The organism is Natronolimnobius sp. AArcel1, assembly GCF_011043775.1.
In the GTDB taxonomy this organism is placed as follows: domain Archaea; phylum Halobacteriota; class Halobacteria; order Halobacteriales; family Natrialbaceae; genus Natronolimnobius.
Genome location: NZ_JAAKXY010000002.1, coordinates 463,057 through 479,149, shown reverse-complemented (window position 1 = coordinate 479,149; position 16,093 = coordinate 463,057). Strand labels below are relative to the sequence as shown.

Genomic DNA, 16,093 nt, shown 5'->3' with positions numbered 1-16,093 from the left:
TCCTGCTCGTTTGGTCTCGAACGACGACGCTGGGGCGCGATCCGCCGTGATAGCCACCGTCGAGGGAATTGTCGTCCTGTTGCAGGCGCTTGCGGTTCCGGTTTTCCTGTTGTTGTTTTATTTCGACGGAATGGTGATCGGCAAACTCACTCCACCCGCGACGTTCTATCTCGCCTACGTCGTCCTCGTCGTTCCAACTGATTTCGTTCTGTTCGTGGTTGCGGGATTGTCGGTCCTCGCGGCCACCCTCGGACAGTTTACCCTGTATCGTGGCTTCAACGCGGACAGCCCCGAATACTTCGGAATTCGTAGACGGGTTCCGTATGCTGATCAGGTTCCATCAGTGATCCACAAGCAGATCGGTGAGCGGCGGTTGCGCGTGGCCACTCGATTGTTCGATCGATTCGGTGCAACCGCGCTCGTGGTCACGAACGCGATTCCTGGCGTTCGGTCGCTGTTGAGTATTCCAGCCGGACTAAGCGGCTATCCAGCCGGTCGATTTCTCGTCTTTTCGACGATCGGAAACGGTCTCTACCTCGTTCTCCTGACTGCCGTCGCGTGGGGGCTGGTCGACCTCGCTGCAACATGGTGGTGAAAACGACCGCTACAGCTCGTCGAACTCGAGATCGCCCGCTCGAATCGTGGCGAGCGTCTCAGCGAGTCCGTCGACGGAAAGCCGTTTCTGGTCGGTCGAGTCGCGCTCGCGGACGGTGACGGTCGTCTCCTCATTTTCGATGGTCTCGAAGTCGACGGTCACGCAAAAGGGCGTGCCGACTTCGTCCTGTCGGCGGTAGCGCCGACCGATGTTGCCCGAGTCGTCGTACGTCACAGAGAGTCCTTCCGCGCGCAGGGCAGCGACGATCTCGTCAGCTTGGGCCTCGAGTTCGTCATCGTTCTGCAGTGGGAAGACGCCGACGAACGTGGGCGCGACTTCGGGCTCGAGTTCGAGATAGGTTCGCTCCTCGCCGGCCACCTCGTCCTCGCGGTAGGCGTGGTGCAAGACGGTGTAGACCAAGCGGTCGACACCGAAGGAGGGTTCGATGACGTGTGGCAGGATGTGCTCGCCTGCCTCGGTCTGTTCTTCGACTGCAAAGCCGGTTTTCTCGACGGGGAGGTCGTGGGTCTCGCCCTCGAGGTCGATCTCGACGGTGTCGCCCTCGAATGCAGTACGGTCGCGGGCCGCGAGGTCCTCGAGTTCGGCAACGACGGCCTGTGCGTCGCCGCCGAATTCGGGGCCGAGATAGCTCATATCGGGATCGACCGTGGCGCGTTCGACGGTTTTGGGCTCGTCGTACTGCTTGAAGACGGTAAAGCGGTCGTCGGAGTACTCGGCGTGTTTCGAGAGGTCGTAGTCGGTCCGGTTGGCGAAACCAGCCATCTCGATCCAGTTGCCATCAATTTCGCTTTCGGCGTCCCAACAGTCGGCGGCGTAGTGTGCGCGCTCGCCTGAGAGGTGCTGGCGGAACCGGAACCGGTCCATATCGACGCCGACCGACTCGTACCACGGCTTCGCGACGCCGAGGAAGTACGCAACCCACTCATCGCTGATTATGCCCTCATCGACGGCCTCGCCGATGGTCGTCTCGAGTTCGTCGCCGTCCTCGCTGTTTTGCTCACTTGCGGGATAGAGCGTTACCGCCACGTCTTCGACGCTCGAGAGGTCTGGCTCGTCGGATTCGGGGTCGATGAAGTACTCGAGTTCAGCCTGGGTAAACTCTCGCGTACGGATGATCGACCGGCGCGGGCTGATCTCGTTGCGGTAGGCACGACCGATCTGGGTGACGCCGAACGGAAGCTGATTGCGCGCGTACTCTTTGAGCCGAGGGAACTCGACGAAGATGCCCTGTGCGGTCTCGGGGCGCAAGTAGCCCGGATCGGCGTCGCCGGGGCCGATATTCGTCGCGAACATGAGGTTGAAGTTTTCGACAGCGACATCGGCCAGTCCAGCACCGCACTCGGGACAGGCGAGTTCGTACTCCGCGATGACTTCCTCAACTTCTGGGATCGGCAGGCTCTCTGCGTCCTCGTACTCGGTGTTGTCCTCGACGAGGTGGTCTGCCCGCGTGCTCGTCTCGCACTCGGGACACTCAATCAGCATGTCGTCGAAGGTATCGAGATGGCCAGACGCCTCGAAGACGGGTTCGGGCATGATCGTCGGCGCGTCGATCTCCATGTTGCCCTCGGCGACGGCGAAGCAGTCGCGCCAGGCATCCTCAACGTTGTCTTTCAGGGACGCGCCCTGTGGGCCGAAGGTATAGAAGCCGCCGACGCCGCCGTAGGCGCCCGAGGACTGGAAGAAGTACCCGCGGCGCTTGGCGAGTTCGACCAGTTTCTCGCTCGTTGCATCTTCCGTCTCCGTTTCGGGTTCTGCGTTACTCATAGAGTGCCTCGAGAATGTCGATATCGCGGACAATGCCGACGAGCTGTTCGCCGGTCACCATCGGAATCTGTTCGATGTCGTTGCTGATCATGTCCTGTGCGGCATCCTGAAGCGACGTTTCGGCCGATGCCGTCACGACGTCGTCGGTCATGAACTCGCTGACCGGCCCGTTTGGAATTTCAATATCTCGGGTTGGCAGGTAGCGACTTCCGACGCCTTTGATTCCTTCCCAGGACCACTGTGAGTCCTGATCCGGGAAGTTGTCGCCGGTCGACTCTTCGCCTTCGACGATGCGGGCGACGTCGATGATGTCGACTTCGGTCAGGACGCCGGTCATCTCGCCGTCCTCAGAGAGCGCAACGGTGTAGGGAACGTTCGCATAGGAGAGTCCGCGCTCGGCGACAGGCAGGGGCGCACCCTCGTACGTCGTGTTAACATTTGTGCTGCCGTAGTCGCCGACCGTTCCCTCCGCATCCTGGTCGCCGGTCGCAATGGCGTGGATCACGTCAGTTACCGTGATGATCCCCTCAAAGTCGCCGTCGACGACGGGCACGCGACGTGCGTTCTCCTCGACCATCGTCCGCGCGACATCCTCGAGACTTGTCTCGCGCGTCGTCGTCGCAACGTCGTCCATGAGCATGACGAGTTGGTCTTCGTTTGGCTGCTCGATCAGTTCCTCACGAGAGATCAGGCCGCGGTACTCCGGCCCGTTATCGTCGGTCGGTTTGACGACCGGCACGGCCGAAAATGACCGTTCCTGAAGGTACTCGAGGACGTCCGAGCGGGTGCCCGGTAGTTCAGCGGTCACCACATCTTCGCGAGGCGTCATCGCGTCAGCTACGTTCATGTCCCCACGCTACGGCGAAAATGAGTATAAACCCAGTGTTTCCCTGACGGGATGATTCCCTCGTTTGCCGGATAGTTCGATTCGACGACTTTATATGCCTGTGGGAGACACTCACATACATGGCGACGAACCCCCACGCCATGGCAGACGAGACGACGATCGTTGGTTCAATCGACGAAGCCGACGCGAGCAACGGCAGCGAGTACGTCATCGCCGACATTACAGCTGATGACGCATGGCTGTCGATGGAAGCGAAAGACGCGCCGACGCTTCCAGCGTGGCGATAAAGGGAGTGGGGAATTGCGGGTCGTATCGATTTTGATTTCGATATCGGTATCCGAGGAGGACTTCTCGCTGATTACTCATAATCACGGAAAATAGCGTGTGCTGTGGTGGAACTCACCAGTTTCACCCCTGTTACCCGGTGAGCATCCCACCAGGTGGAATGCGTCCGGTTGGACTTTCGTCGTCGGTGTTGTCTGTCTCTCCGAACTGTGGAGAGTGTTCGATTGTTCGTCGGATCTTTGCGCCGGTTTTCGTGTACGCTGCCAGGATTGCGAGTATCTTACTCATCCATGAGTAAATACTGCTGCGAGACGGATAAGCATTTTTCCGCCGATAAACCGTGTTGGTTACGCTTCTTACTCGTTCGAATGAACAACCACGACAGACTTCTCGAGTCGGTCCCGATGAGTGGCGTTCCTCAACCTTTTTGATGGCGTCCCCCGACACCTGAACGTATGGATTATCGCGAGGTCGAGACGGCAGCCGAGTATGTGGCCCGTCTCGAGACGGGGGCCGACTGGCGAAGCGAAATCGAGTCGCTCGCGGACGAGGTCGAAGCCGATGCGGCCTGGTTCAGCGCACTCGGCGCAGTGCAGGATGCGGAACTCTGGTTTTACGATCAAACCGACTGTGAGTACTACCCCATCGCGTTCGACGAACCGCTCGAGGTCGCCGCCTGCGTCGGAAACGTCTCCTTGTTGAACGGGGAGCGGTTCGCCCACACGCACGCCGTTCTCTCCGACGACGAGGGAACCACCTACGCCGGCCATCTGAACGAGGCCACCGTCTGGGCCGGCGAGGTACACATGCGCGTCTTCGAGGACCCACTCGAGCGCGAGTACGACGAGACCACCGAACTCGATCTCTGGCTCTGATATGCGCGAGGAAGACGAACAGTACTTCGAGGGGCTCGAATCACAACTCGAGGAGGCCTTTGACGTCGCCGAGGAGGCCAAAGAACGCGGTGGCGATCCGAAACCCGAGGTCGAAATCCCGACCGCACGGGACATGGCCGACCGCGTCGAGAACATTCTGGGCATCGACGGCGTCGCCGAGCGCGTACGCGAACTCGAGGGCGAAATGTCTCGTGAGGAGGCTGCACTCGAACTCGCGAAAGACTTCGCAGAGGGTCGTGTCGGCGACTACGAGACGAAAGCGGGCAAGGTCGAAGGCGCGGTCCGCACAGCCGTTGCCCTCCTCACGGAGGGTGTCGTCGCCGCCCCCATCGAGGGAATCGACAAGGTCGAAATTCTGACCAACGACGACGGCTCGGAGTTCGTCAATGTCTACTACGCCGGTCCGATCCGTTCCGCGGGTGGGACCGCACAGGCGCTCTCCGTCCTCGTCGCGGACTACACCCGCGCACTCGTCGGCATGGGCCAATACGACGCCCGCGACGAGGAGGTCGAACGCTACGCCGAAGAAATTGGCCTCTACGACAAGGAAACCGGCCTCCAGTACACGCCCAAGGACAAGGAGACGAAGTTCATCGCCAAGCACATGCCGATCATGCTGGACGGCGAGGCGACGGGCGACGAGGAGGTGTCGGGCTTTCGTGATCTCGAGCGCGTCGACACTAACAGCGCCCGTGGTGGGATGTGTCTGGTCATGGCTGAGGGAATCGCGCTCAAAGCACCCAAGATCCAGCGCTACACCCGGAATCTCGATGAGATCGACTGGCCGTGGCTCCAGGATCTGATCGACGGTAACTACGGCGACAGCGACGACTCGAGTGACGCTGATGCAGAAAGCGAGGAAGCCGACGGCGACGGATCGGACGGTGACGAAACCGCGGAGGATGCAGACGGCGATGGCGACGCCGACGAACCGGCAGGCCCCCCGCGCGTCGAAGAGTCACAGAAGTTCCTTCGGGACCTCATTGCCGGCCGCCCAGTCTTTTCCCATCCCTGCGCGAAGGGTGGATTTCGACTGCGTTATGGCCGCGCGCGCAATCACGGCTTTGCGACTGCGGGTGTCCACCCCGCCGCGATGCACCTCGTAGACGACTTCCTCGCGACGGGCACCCAGATCAAGACCGAACGCCCTGGCAAAGCAGCGGGAGTTGTCCCGGTCGACTCCGTTGAAGGGCCGACTGTCAAACTCGCAAACGGCGACGTGCGCCGGATCGACGACCCCGAGGACGCCCTCGAGATCCGAAACGGTGTCGAGAAAATCCTCGACCTCGGCGAGTATCTGGTCAACTACGGCGAGTTCGTCGAGAATAATCACCCACTCGCACCCGCCTCTTACACCTACGAGTGGTGGGTCCAGGACCTCGAGGCCGCCGGCGCGGACACACAGGCGCTCGAGGACGACCCCCGAATCGATCTCGAGTTTCCCGACCCTGAGGAGGCATTGGAGTGGGCACTCGAGTACGACGCCCCACTTCACCCGGAGTACACCTACCTCTGGCACGACATCTCAGTTGAGGCGTTTTGTGCGCTCGCGGCCGCTGTCGCCGATGGGCAAGTCGAAGACGCCGTCGATGGTAGCGACGCCGGGGACGGCACGCTCGTCCTCGAGTACACAGATGCCGTCCGCGATTCTCTCGAGACGATCGTCATTGAACACCGCCAGCGCCCGGATGAGAATCGCCTCGAGATCGACGAATGGCGCCCGCTCGCGCACACGGTCGGCTGTGAACCGCGCCAGGCAGTCACCGATGGCGCGGCGCTCGAGCCCGACAGTCGAAGCGAGGAGCCGACTATCGATTTCGAGCGCACCTGGAGCGACGACGAACTCTCCGAGCACGCTCGGACCTGGGGCCACGACGAGGACGGCGATAACGCCCTCGAGGCGGTCAACGAAGTCGCCCCATTCCGTGTTCGCGAACGCGCACCGACGCGAGTCGGCAACCGAATGGGTCGACCCGAGAAATCCGAAAGTCGCGATCTGAGCCCCGCCGTTCACACGCTCTTTCCCATCGGCGAGGCCGGCGGCACGCAGCGAAACGTCGCCGACGCGGCCAAACACGCCGAGACGATGCAGGACACGCCTGGTATCGTCGAGATTCAGGTCGGCCGACAACGCTGTCAGAACTCGGCCTGTAGTACCGACGAAACCTTCAAAAACCGCTGCCCAGACTGTGGCGAGCGCACCGAACCTGACTACCGCTGTCCTGACTGCGACGACACACTCGAGCCAGACGACGCTGGCCGCGTCGAGTGTGGCCACTGTGAAATCGAGGGCACCTGCGTCGAGAATCGCGAAGTCGACATCAACGCAGAGTTCCGCAACGCCCTCGAGTCGGTCGGCGAACGCGAGAACGCCTTTGACATTCTCAAAGGCGTCAAGGGTTTGACCTCGACGAACAAGATTCCCGAACCAATGGAGAAAGGGATTCTGCGGGCCAAAAACGACGTGTCGGCGTTCAAAGACGGCACCGTTCGCTACGACATGACCGACCTCCCCGTTACATCGGTCCGAGCCAGCGAACTCGACGTCGATGTCGGCCAACTGCAGGCGCTTGGCTACGAGGAAGATATCCACGGCGAGCCACTGACGCACGAGGACCAACTCGTCGAACTCAAAGTGCAAGACGTTGTCCTCTCGGATGGCGCTGCCGAGCACATGCTGAAAACGGCCGCATTCATCGACGACTTACTCGAGCAGTACTACGGCCTCGAGCCGTTCTACGAACTCGAGGACCGGACGGAACTCGTTGGTGAACTTGTCTTCGGGATGGCACCCCACACGAGTGCAGCAACTGTCGGGAGAGTGATTGGGTTCACGAGCGCGGCAGTCGGATACGCGCATCCGTACTTTCACGCCGCGAAACGGCGAAACTGTTTCCATCCGGAGACGAAACTCTGGTATCAGGATGAGGCAAACGAGTGGCACCACGAACCGATCGAAACACTCGTCGAGGAACGCCTCGATGATCCTGAAACGGACGATTTTGGAACGCTCGTCCAGGAAATCGACGGTGACGTTACCGTCCCCTCGATCGACGATACCGGGGATCTTACGCGAAAACCGGTCGAAGCAATCTCGAAACATCCCGCTCCCGACCACCTCGTTCGACTCGAGACGGGGAGCGGTCGCGAAATCGAGCTCACGCCGGACCACGAGGTCCACGTCTACGAAGACGGACGACTCCAGTCGAAACGGGCCGCCAAACTCACGGCGGCGGACCACGTCGTCGTCCCCGAACACCTCGATGTCGTCGATACGGACGACGACCCGCGCGTGTTCGACCTCCTCGAGGAATTCCTCGAGGTCGATACCATCGATCTGTCCCGACTGATGATCAAAGGTCTGGACAAGGATCGACTGTATGAACTCTTCGAAAATCGACTCAGTGACGAGTGGGATGGGCGGTTCTATCCGCTCACGAGTACGGCCGAGTACTTCGACCTGAGCAAGAAGACCTTCAGTAACTATCTGTATCGAAAGAGTTTCCCCGTGGATCTGCTTCTCGAACTGTTCGATACCCGTGGACAACTCCTTGAATTCGTCCCGGAAGATGTCCAACTCGGCATGCGACGTGACCGAACTGAGATCAATCGATTCGTGGAACTCAACGAGCGGGTCGGAACTCTGCTTGGATATTACGCCGCCGAAGGGTTCGCGCGAGAACAGGAAACGCCGAAAGGAACGATACATCAGACGACGATTTGTGGAACCGAAACCGAGGCCCGCGACTTCTACGTCGACGCACTTCGGGAGGAGTTCGGCGTCGAACCGTACCGCGAAAACGAGGCGAAGGTGACTGTTTCGGGCCGACTCTTGCGCACCTTCTTCGATTCGGTGCTCGAGGCAGGAATCTTTGCAGAGACAAAGCGCGTCCCACAACCCGTCTTCGATGCATCGGACGATATTGTTTCGGCCTATCTTCGGGGCTATTTCAGTGGTGATGGCGGTGTCGACGCGAACGCACTTCTGGTCTCTGCGACGACGGTCAGCACCGAACTCAAGGAAGACCTGCTCGCGCTACTGAATCGATTGGGCATTTGTGGCCGAGTTACGATCACTGATCCCGTTCCACTCTGTGAGAAATTCCCTGATTTCTACGACCTTGACGATCCATCGATGTCCGCACCGTCGTACGTTCTCGAAATTTCGTCTCAAGACGCAAGTCGGTTCGCCGATACCGTGGGGTTCCATTTGCCTCGAAAAGAAGATCAACTGCAGTTGCACGTCAAAAATATCGTTCCGAGCAGACGACGCGTCTTCGACGGTGGCGGTGATGGATATCTTGTTGACCAGATTTCGTCGGTCGAATATGTCGAATCAAGCGTCGATTCGGTTTACTGTCTTACCGTCACAGAGACACATTCTCTCATTGCAAACAACATGTCTCAAAAGCAATGTGACGGTGATGAAGACTGCGTCATGTTGCTCATGGACGGACTTCTCAACTTTAGTAAGAGTTTCCTGCCGGATCAGCGTGGGGGGAAAATGGACGCTCCGCTCGTCATGTCCTCGAGAATTGATCCCGCCGAAATCGACGACGAGGCACACAATATGGATATCGTCAGCCAGTACCCACGCGAGTTCTACCTCGCCAGTCGCGAGCAGGCCGACCCCGAGTCCGTCGACATCCAGATTGGCGAAGATACACTCGGCACTGACGACGAGTACACCGGGTTCGAACACACCCACGACACCACCGACATCGCGATGGGGCCCGACCTCTCGGCGTACAAGACGCTCGGCTCGATGATGGACAAGATGGACGCCCAACTCGAGTTATCGCGCAAACTCGAGGCAGTCGACGAAACTGACGTGGCTGAGCGAGTGATCGAGTATCACTTCCTGCCGGATCTGATCGGGAACCTGCGTGCGTTTTCCCGGCAGGAAACCCGCTGTCTCGACTGCGGCGAGAAGTTCCGCCGAATGCCCCTGACCGGCGACTGCCGGGAGTGTGGCGGCCGCGTCAATCTCACCGTCCACCAGGGCTCGGTAAATAAGTACATGCAGACAGCGATTCAGGTTGCCGACGAGTACAATTGCCGACCCTACACGAAACAGCGCCTCGAGGTGCTCGAGGCCTCACTCGAGAGTATCTTCGAGAATGACAAGAACAAACAAAGCGGGATTGAAGACTTCATGTAGCGGCGAGCACACGGTAGCAATCCGATCTTCGGGTCGATCAGTCCTCTTCTCGATAGTACAACTCCTCTTTTGGGCTACCGCAGTTCGGACACGTAGCGGGTAATTCATCCGACAGACGGCCCGTTTCGCCGCAGTTCGAACAGCGCCAGAAGTGATGCGGTCGCTCGTCTGGCTCTGTTGGCTCCCCGATTGGCAGTTCTGTCTCCTCTTTGTTTGCGGATTTGCTATCTATTTCTTGAGTCATACTAACACACCTCATTTACTGGAACGTCTCGAGTCGTGTTAAACGCCTCGTCCACCCGTTAGAAGCGCTGAAAATCGAATTTAGTGGTAATTCACTAAGTACGAAGCGGAGGCCCCACCCTCAAGGAGTCGTTCGAGAATCGAAGATTCTCGTGATCCCGAAAATCTCTGATTTTCGGACGACGCCGGGCTTCCGGCTCGGCGGAAGCACAAGCGAGTAGGGTGGGGAGGACAGCGAAGGATCGAAGATTCCTCGGGCCGTGCGAACGGGCCTGCGGCCCGTGAGCAGAAGCCGACACGGTCCTGGCCGTCGTTCACGACTTTCTCGCTAAGATGATATTCTATATTGCACTCTATGGTTTATCATATATACTGTCCCACAGATTTCTCGTCTCGTCCTCGAGCGCATGCTGGCCGAATCTGTTTTCATCCCGTACTCACACGTTCGAGTATGGATATCGTCGTGTTCGGTGCTGGCAGCCTTGGGAGTCTCCTCGGTGGACTGCTCGCCCGGGAGCACGAGGTCACACTCGTTGCTCGCCCGGCACAGGCCCGGACGCTCCGCGATGGCGGCCTTTGGCTCACGGGGGAGTTCGATGATCACGTCACCCCTGCGGTGACGACCGACATCACCGGACTCTCGGCTGACCTCGCGATTGTCGCCGTCAAGGCCTTCGATACCCCGTCTGCCGCCGCCGAACTGGCGACCGGCTCGTTCGATGCCGTTCTCTCGGTTCAGAACGGAATGGGGAACGAAACCCTCCTTGCAGACCGCCTCGAGTGCCCCGTTCTCGCCGGAACTGTCTCCTATGGCGCACTCCTCGAGGAGCCAGGTGTCGTGGCGTGTACTGGCCGAGGAACTGTCGTCCTCGGGGCGCGATCTGGCGGTCGAACACCCATTGTCCAGCGGGTCGGCACAGCGTTCAAGGCGGCTGGACTCGAGACGACGGTCGCGACCGACATGCCGCGTCGGCTCTGGGAGAAACTCGCAGTTAATGCGGGGATTAACCCGATTACGGCGTTGACCGAAACGACAAATGCGACCATTCTCGAGGAGCCAGCGGCCGACCTCGCTCGAGCGGCAGCGCGCGAGACGGCCCGTGTCGCCCGCGAAAATGGCGTGTCACTCCCAGATCAAACGGCCGTCGACGCGCTCGAGCGGGTTGCCGGCGAGACGGCTGCAAACACGTCGTCGATGGCCCAAGACGTTCGTGCCGGTCGGCGGACTGAAATTGACGCGATAAACGGATACGTCGTTGAGCAGGCACCCGACTCGGTTGCCGTCCCAGCGAATTGGCAGTTAGCGGCGCTCGTACGAACCTGGGAAGCTGGTGCTGGCATCCGCTGAGTGGGTCCGAAAACGAAAGCGAAAACAGCTCGAAAACGGATTGAACGCTTAGAACGGGGCTTCCGGTCCTTCGTCGGCTGCACCGTCGTCGTCGACGGTTTCGCCGGGGAACGACGGCTCCATGCCACCGCCGCCGCCCATGTCGCCACCGCCGTCCATGCCGGTGTGGGCGTTGACTTTCTCGATTTCAGGGATCTCTTTGACCATTCGGCTCTTGATCGCCTGAATCGTCATCGGCGAGATGCCACAGCCACTACAGGCACCGCCCAGTGCGATGGTGACCTCACCGCTCTCGCGGTCGATATCCTGAATTGCTGCGCTGCCGCCGTGCATCTGAATCTGTGGGAAGTTCCGCCGCAGGAAGTTCGAAACGCGATCCTCGAGGTCGTCCCCGTCGTTCTGGGTGTCGGTACTCATACGAGCCACTTGGGTGTGGGAGCCCCTAAACCTTCCGTCGTTCGTGTTCGGTCGACCTGTTGTGATCGTCTCGAACGGGGTTCTCCGACCTACCGGCACGGCCGCGTCACGGGTCGAGTCACAGTAGAAGTGGATCAACCGGCCTGTTTCAGCCTATTCAAACTCGAAGACGCGCTCGAGTTCGGTTTCGATTTCGCCGACGTGAATCTCGAGGACTTCTTCGAAGCGGTCTTGTTCGACGACGACGCCCGATAGCCGCCCGTAGGGGTTATCGGGGAGTTCGATCGTGAACTCGCCATCGCCGGCATAAAACGGCTCGCTCTCGTTGAGCACTTGCTGGTCGATTGCGTGGACGAGTTCGGAGTCATACTTGTCGTTCATTCGGTTGAACGCGTTTTTGTACGCCTGCTGGAGTTCGGGGAAGTAGTTGGCGTACTTGTCTTCGAATTTCTCGGGATCGAAATCGGCCATACGGGAATACAGCGCGAGCGAGGACAAAAGTCGGACGATTGGCAGTCAGTCTGGCTCGGTACGCTCCGGTGAACGGTTGCGTTCGCAGTTCCGGTATATTGGACACTCGCCAGCGCTGATGCCCTATTCGGTGGCACAAACGATGGGTGCGTACGCAAGGATAATCCACTCCACTGCCACTCGCGATACCCACTCATATGCCCTCGAACCCGCGACCGATCCCACCAGAAGCGTTGCCGCCGGGATGGGGCGCAGCCGAGCTCTGTGAGGGGCGGTTTCGATATCGCTACAGCCGGCCACCGATCGAACTCGTTGCAGACCGAACGACCGCCGACCGCTGTCACCCCGGTCTCGGCCTCAACTACTACTGGGAACTGCGCTATCGCTACTCAATCGGCGAGCAACTACACACGGCTACTATTGGCCGCGTGTCAACCCGCGGTGCCGCACTCGAGGGATTGCTCGAGTGTATGCACCGTGTTCACGACAAAGCCGATGTGCTCGAGGATCCATTCGACGTCTCCGCGGTGGTCAAACGGGTTTCACTCTCGGATTTTATACCAGGGACGGACACGGCGGCAGAGACCAAATAATCGGTCGACTGTGAGTGTCTATTCGCAGTTGTCTTCGTTTGCCCTGGTATGGGTCATAAACCACACTGTGCGATACGAAATATCGTCTCTGTCAGTATCAGGACTCGCCAATTAGAGAAGTGGAAAAGTAGTTGGTTGCATATGAAAAATCTCTCCTAGAGAACGTCAGACACGTATCTAGTGTCTAGCACCCCTCTTTTCGTGAAAGTAATTAGATAAAGAACGGTTGCGTCGCAAAGCCGCCTAGACTTTGCTCTCAGAGTTGGAACGCAAACTCACGTGGGGAGGGTGTCATAGAACTGTTTTCATACTCTCTTTGAGACTCTCGACGAACGGTAAGTACAGAGAGCTACTTATCAGGGAATTCCGTGTCTATCGTACCGGACTCGACCGCTTCAACGAAGTCCCAAGCGAAATAGTGGGTCCACCTTTCGACGTCTGAAAGGTCGGCATCGTCAACCACGATGTATTCCGTTGCTCGTGGGAACAGTTCTTCGAGCATTCGAAGTCGTTCTTTCCGTGTCGGCCACTCATCGAACCACTCTTCGTCCGCTCGTTCGCCGATTTTCTCGTACCATTTGTTGTCCAACCGACGAATGAGTTCCTGTATACCGGGGATGTCCGCCTCGGCCTTGAGGTCCTGATTTCCGATTGCCCACACTTCGTGCTCAGTCTCCTCATCGAGATGTATAATCCATCCGAGCGGGACGACTGGTCGCTCGGGATGCGGGCTCACGTCGACAGTATAGTCACGGTCGAAAGCAAACACGTTCATTGGTCGCTTCTGCTGTTCCACGTCTGTACCCTCCCTTCGAGGAAATCAGCGACGTTTCCCGGTGATTCCGAGAACCATCTGGCCTCCACGACCTCTTCATCACTGATCGAGATCTCACCTCCTTCAGAATCTGCCTCAAACTGTACGGTGAGCATGTAGAATCGCTGATCCGGGTCAGTCTCCAGAACGACAGTCTTGCGACGGGCCCAAAAGACGTCGGTGATGGTGCAATCGATCCCGGTTTCCTCTCGAACCTCACGGAGAGCCGTTTCCTCCATCGTTTCTTCGGGTTCGTGGCCGCCTCCTGGTGTTCCCCACTGATCCGTACTTCCGCTGTGTCGAATCAGGAGTACTCTGTTCGAATCGTCCGTGACCCATGCTCCTGCATCTCCAATCCAGCCATCTTTCACTAAATCTCGACCGTGCTCGAAGAACTCTGGATCGTTAGTGACCGTCTTTTCGTCCACTGGAAAGGTTCCATATTCATCCCTGAGCCGTGAGAGCCTCCGATCAACTTCTCTCTTACTTCGATCTTTGATAGGCATGAGTGAGTGCTGTCTCCCTACTCTCCAGTGATTATTAATAGTTTATTTCTGACCATACTATAGACTCGATCAGTACACCATCGATAGGTTTGCACGCGTAGTTACCGAATCACCTAGTTCAGTTTCAGCGACATTCTGAATAATGAAACCGCGCTATCAACTACCGTTATAGGCTGGAAGACAGGTAGGTATTGCTCGGTACACTTTTAGGACTTTTTGAAATACTAGCCAGTGAACGTGTTCAATGACGATGGATTTTCTGACGGGAATTGGACTGAGCCACAGTCGAAATCCTTCGAGGAAATCTACGGTGATCTCGGCGGCGCTCAGCGTGAGCTTTCGGACTTTACCTACCCAGACCCCGACGAGATACCGGAGCCGTACGTGTCCAAAGTACCCGCACTCATTCGGCGGTACATCGAGTACTTAGACTCGCGGCTTGCCTCGGGGCAGAACTTTCAGCAGGCGCTCGGGGAGACACCACTACCAGATCACGCGTTCGACGATCAAATCCAACGCGTGAGGTCAAGAACTCTTGATTTCGAGACGGCAATGCGCGTGTGGCTGTTCATCCAAGCGACCGGGATGAGTCACCGCGAGTTCGCTGATAACTCCGAGCGGTCGTGGTTCCGGGAAATGCTCGGGATGGAACACGCAATTAGCCACCCGACACCCGGGAACGCAAAGCGGAACCGGTTCGACTTCGAACTTCGACGTTTCCTTTCCCAGTTTGGAGATGAGGTCGTTCGGACTGGTCATGAGTACGAAACGCACTGGCGGTACATCACGCATCATCCGGACTGGGAAGCCGACGGCGGCGACGAGACGCGGATCGATCAAGACGTAATCAAAGAGCACGCCTCGAAGCGAGCGTGTGAACTTGTCTTCCCGTATTGGAAGTGTGGGCGAAGTGACTTCGAACACCTTTGTCAGTTGCTCTATATGGGGATGGTAGACGCTTCGGCGGACAAAGGGCCGCGCCGGTACCAACGAAACACCGGCGAAGGGACCGCTTCAAGCCGGTTCAGAGACATTATCAAACGCTACTCGGAAGAAGACATCCTCGAAGCGTTCCACCAGTCCGTTGGTTCGACCATTTCCGAGCTGCAAGACGCTGACGAGGACCTATTCCCTGCCGATCTCCGATTAGCACTCGACGAAACCGTTTCAAACTACTATGGTGACCCAGATCCGAACGAGCGAATGGCGGAAGTGGTCCACGGAATGCCCAAGAGTCACCCGTCGCCGTTCGCACTCAAATATGGGACGATCACCACCACGCGCGAGCAATCGCTCCCGATAGTTCTCGGGCTGTACCGTCTCACCGCTAAGTCCGACTGGGGTGGCGAAACAACGCACAAACACGAAATCGTTGAAGGGCTCCTTGATCAAGCTGAGAGGTATGGGAATCCGGAGTTTCTCGTAGCCGACCGCGCGTTCGACGGCTACCAGGTACTGGCAGAAACGATCAATCGAGATGTGGAGATTCTGACCCCGCTTCGGAAGAACAAGTACCAGAAATACCACTGTACGTATATGGCACACAAGGACATCGACGTTGATGTTCCGACCTACATCTTGGAGCGAACGGTAGACGAGAAGGATTGGGACTTTGAGCCGTCAGTGGTGAAGGAATTGTATCTTCCTTCGACACGCGAGAATACGCGCACAGCCGTCTTTCGGACCACGAATCCGTGGGTGGCAGAGGACACGGTAGAGGAGTTCGTCAAGCAGTATAGCCACCGCTGGCAGATCGAATCCCAATACCAGGTAGTGAGACAGGAGTTTTGGCCAGATATTCGAACGCACCGGTACGCAACCCGGCTGTTCTACTTCGCGTTCGGATGTGTGATGCAAAACGCGTGGCGGGTCGCGGACTATTGGACGCAAATGGAGATGTACGGTCGGTTCGATCCCGATGAACGTGAGTTGCGGGCGGGTGAGTTCGTTGACTTCGCCAGCTCCTACACCGAAGACTGAACCGGTTATCTTTTCAATTTTCTAGATATTTCTTGGTTTACTAGAGTTTCCCAGACTGTGAGCCCGGGCTGCCAACTGAGAGCGCGACTTTATTTCACTCGCTTAGTTTTCCACGGTCACTCATTGGCGACTCCTGCAGTATCGACAGCACA

Annotated in this window: 15 protein-coding genes; 7 read left to right on the top strand and 8 right to left on the bottom strand. The window is 58.2% G+C overall.

Going from position 1 to position 16,093, the window contains the following annotated elements; all coding sequences use genetic code 11:
- The first annotated feature begins 10 nt into the window (after positions 1–10).
- Positions 11–595 (top strand): DedA family protein, encoded by a 585-nt coding sequence (locus G6M89_RS06465; RefSeq protein WP_165160980.1) that lies wholly within the window; start codon positions 11–13, stop codon positions 593–595.
- Between the two features lie 9 nt (positions 596–604).
- Here G6M89_RS06465 and glyS read toward each other — a convergent pair whose 3' ends face one another.
- Both glyS and G6M89_RS06455 read right to left on the bottom strand, forming a co-directional pair.
- Complete coding sequence (glyS, locus tag G6M89_RS06460) at positions 605–2,380, bottom strand: glycine--tRNA ligase (RefSeq protein WP_165160979.1); 1,776 nt, start codon at positions 2,378–2,380, stop codon at positions 605–607.
- Positions 2,373–3,227 carry a CBS domain-containing protein gene (locus G6M89_RS06455; protein WP_165160977.1) on the bottom strand — a complete coding sequence of 285 codons (855 nt, stop codon included), beginning with the start codon at positions 3,225–3,227 and terminating at the stop codon, positions 2,373–2,375. Before G6M89_RS06455 ends, glyS begins: the two co-directional genes overlap by 8 nt.
- Positions 3,228–3,346: 119 nt before the next feature.
- On the opposite strand from G6M89_RS06455, the gene G6M89_RS06450 reads away from it, so the two are divergent.
- A complete protein-coding gene (locus G6M89_RS06450) occupies positions 3,347–3,514 on the top strand; it encodes a hypothetical protein (protein ID WP_165160976.1) in 168 nt (55 codons plus the stop codon).
- 130 nt (positions 3,515–3,644) lie between these two features.
- Here the strand turns inward: G6M89_RS06450 and G6M89_RS06445 are convergent, their stop codons facing one another.
- On the bottom strand, positions 3,645–3,800 hold the full coding sequence (locus tag G6M89_RS06445) for a hypothetical protein (RefSeq protein WP_165160975.1): 156 nt from the start codon (positions 3,798–3,800) through the stop codon (positions 3,645–3,647).
- Between the two features lie 167 nt (positions 3,801–3,967).
- Here G6M89_RS06445 and G6M89_RS06440 point away from each other — a divergent pair, with 167 nt between their 5' ends.
- Both G6M89_RS06440 and polC read left to right on the top strand, forming a co-directional pair.
- Positions 3,968–4,387: a PPC domain-containing DNA-binding protein gene (locus tag G6M89_RS06440; protein WP_165160974.1), complete on the top strand. Its 420-nt coding sequence runs from the start codon at positions 3,968–3,970 to the stop codon at positions 4,385–4,387.
- A 1-nt stretch (position 4,388) separates the two neighbouring features.
- Complete coding sequence (gene polC / locus G6M89_RS06435) at positions 4,389–9,569, top strand: DNA polymerase II large subunit (RefSeq protein ID WP_165160973.1); 5,181 nt, start codon at positions 4,389–4,391, stop codon at positions 9,567–9,569.
- 37 nt (positions 9,570–9,606) lie between these two features.
- Here the strand turns inward: polC and G6M89_RS06430 are convergent, their stop codons facing one another.
- Positions 9,607–9,813, bottom strand: coding sequence for a rubredoxin-like domain-containing protein (locus tag G6M89_RS06430; protein ID WP_241175225.1), 207 nt, complete (start codon positions 9,811–9,813; stop codon positions 9,607–9,609).
- A gap of 450 nt (positions 9,814–10,263) precedes the next feature.
- Between G6M89_RS06430 and G6M89_RS06425 the strand changes: the two genes are divergently transcribed.
- Positions 10,264–11,160 (top strand): ketopantoate reductase family protein, encoded by an 897-nt coding sequence (locus G6M89_RS06425; protein WP_165160971.1) that lies wholly within the window; start codon positions 10,264–10,266, stop codon positions 11,158–11,160.
- 48 nt (positions 11,161–11,208) lie between these two features.
- Here the strand turns inward: G6M89_RS06425 and G6M89_RS06420 are convergent, their stop codons facing one another.
- Complete coding sequence (locus tag G6M89_RS06420) at positions 11,209–11,577, bottom strand: NifU family protein (protein WP_165160970.1); 369 nt, start codon at positions 11,575–11,577, stop codon at positions 11,209–11,211.
- Between the two features lie 153 nt (positions 11,578–11,730).
- Complete coding sequence (locus G6M89_RS06415) at positions 11,731–12,048, bottom strand: DUF5783 family protein (protein WP_165160969.1); 318 nt, start codon at positions 12,046–12,048, stop codon at positions 11,731–11,733.
- A gap of 197 nt (positions 12,049–12,245) precedes the next feature.
- On the opposite strand from G6M89_RS06415, the gene G6M89_RS06410 reads away from it, so the two are divergent.
- Positions 12,246–12,641, top strand: coding sequence for a hypothetical protein (locus G6M89_RS06410; RefSeq protein WP_165160968.1), 396 nt, complete (start codon positions 12,246–12,248; stop codon positions 12,639–12,641).
- A 349-nt stretch (positions 12,642–12,990) separates the two neighbouring features.
- On the opposite strand, the gene G6M89_RS06405 is transcribed toward G6M89_RS06410, so the two are convergent.
- Together G6M89_RS06405 and G6M89_RS06400 are read right to left on the bottom strand one after the other, a co-directional pair.
- Entirely contained in the window at positions 12,991–13,416 is a 426-nt protein-coding gene (locus G6M89_RS06405) for an adaptin protein (protein ID WP_165160967.1), read from the bottom strand.
- Positions 13,413–13,961: an NUDIX hydrolase gene (locus G6M89_RS06400; RefSeq protein WP_165160966.1), complete on the bottom strand. Its 549-nt coding sequence runs from the start codon at positions 13,959–13,961 to the stop codon at positions 13,413–13,415. Before G6M89_RS06400 ends, G6M89_RS06405 begins: the two co-directional genes overlap by 4 nt.
- Positions 13,962–14,198: 237 nt before the next feature.
- Here G6M89_RS06400 and G6M89_RS22740 point away from each other — a divergent pair, with 237 nt between their 5' ends.
- The gene (locus G6M89_RS22740) at positions 14,199–15,941 is read left to right on the top strand and encodes a transposase (protein WP_165160965.1); all 1,743 of its coding nucleotides are present in this window, start codon (positions 14,199–14,201) and stop codon (positions 15,939–15,941) included.
- Positions 15,942–16,093: the final 152 nt, after the last annotated feature.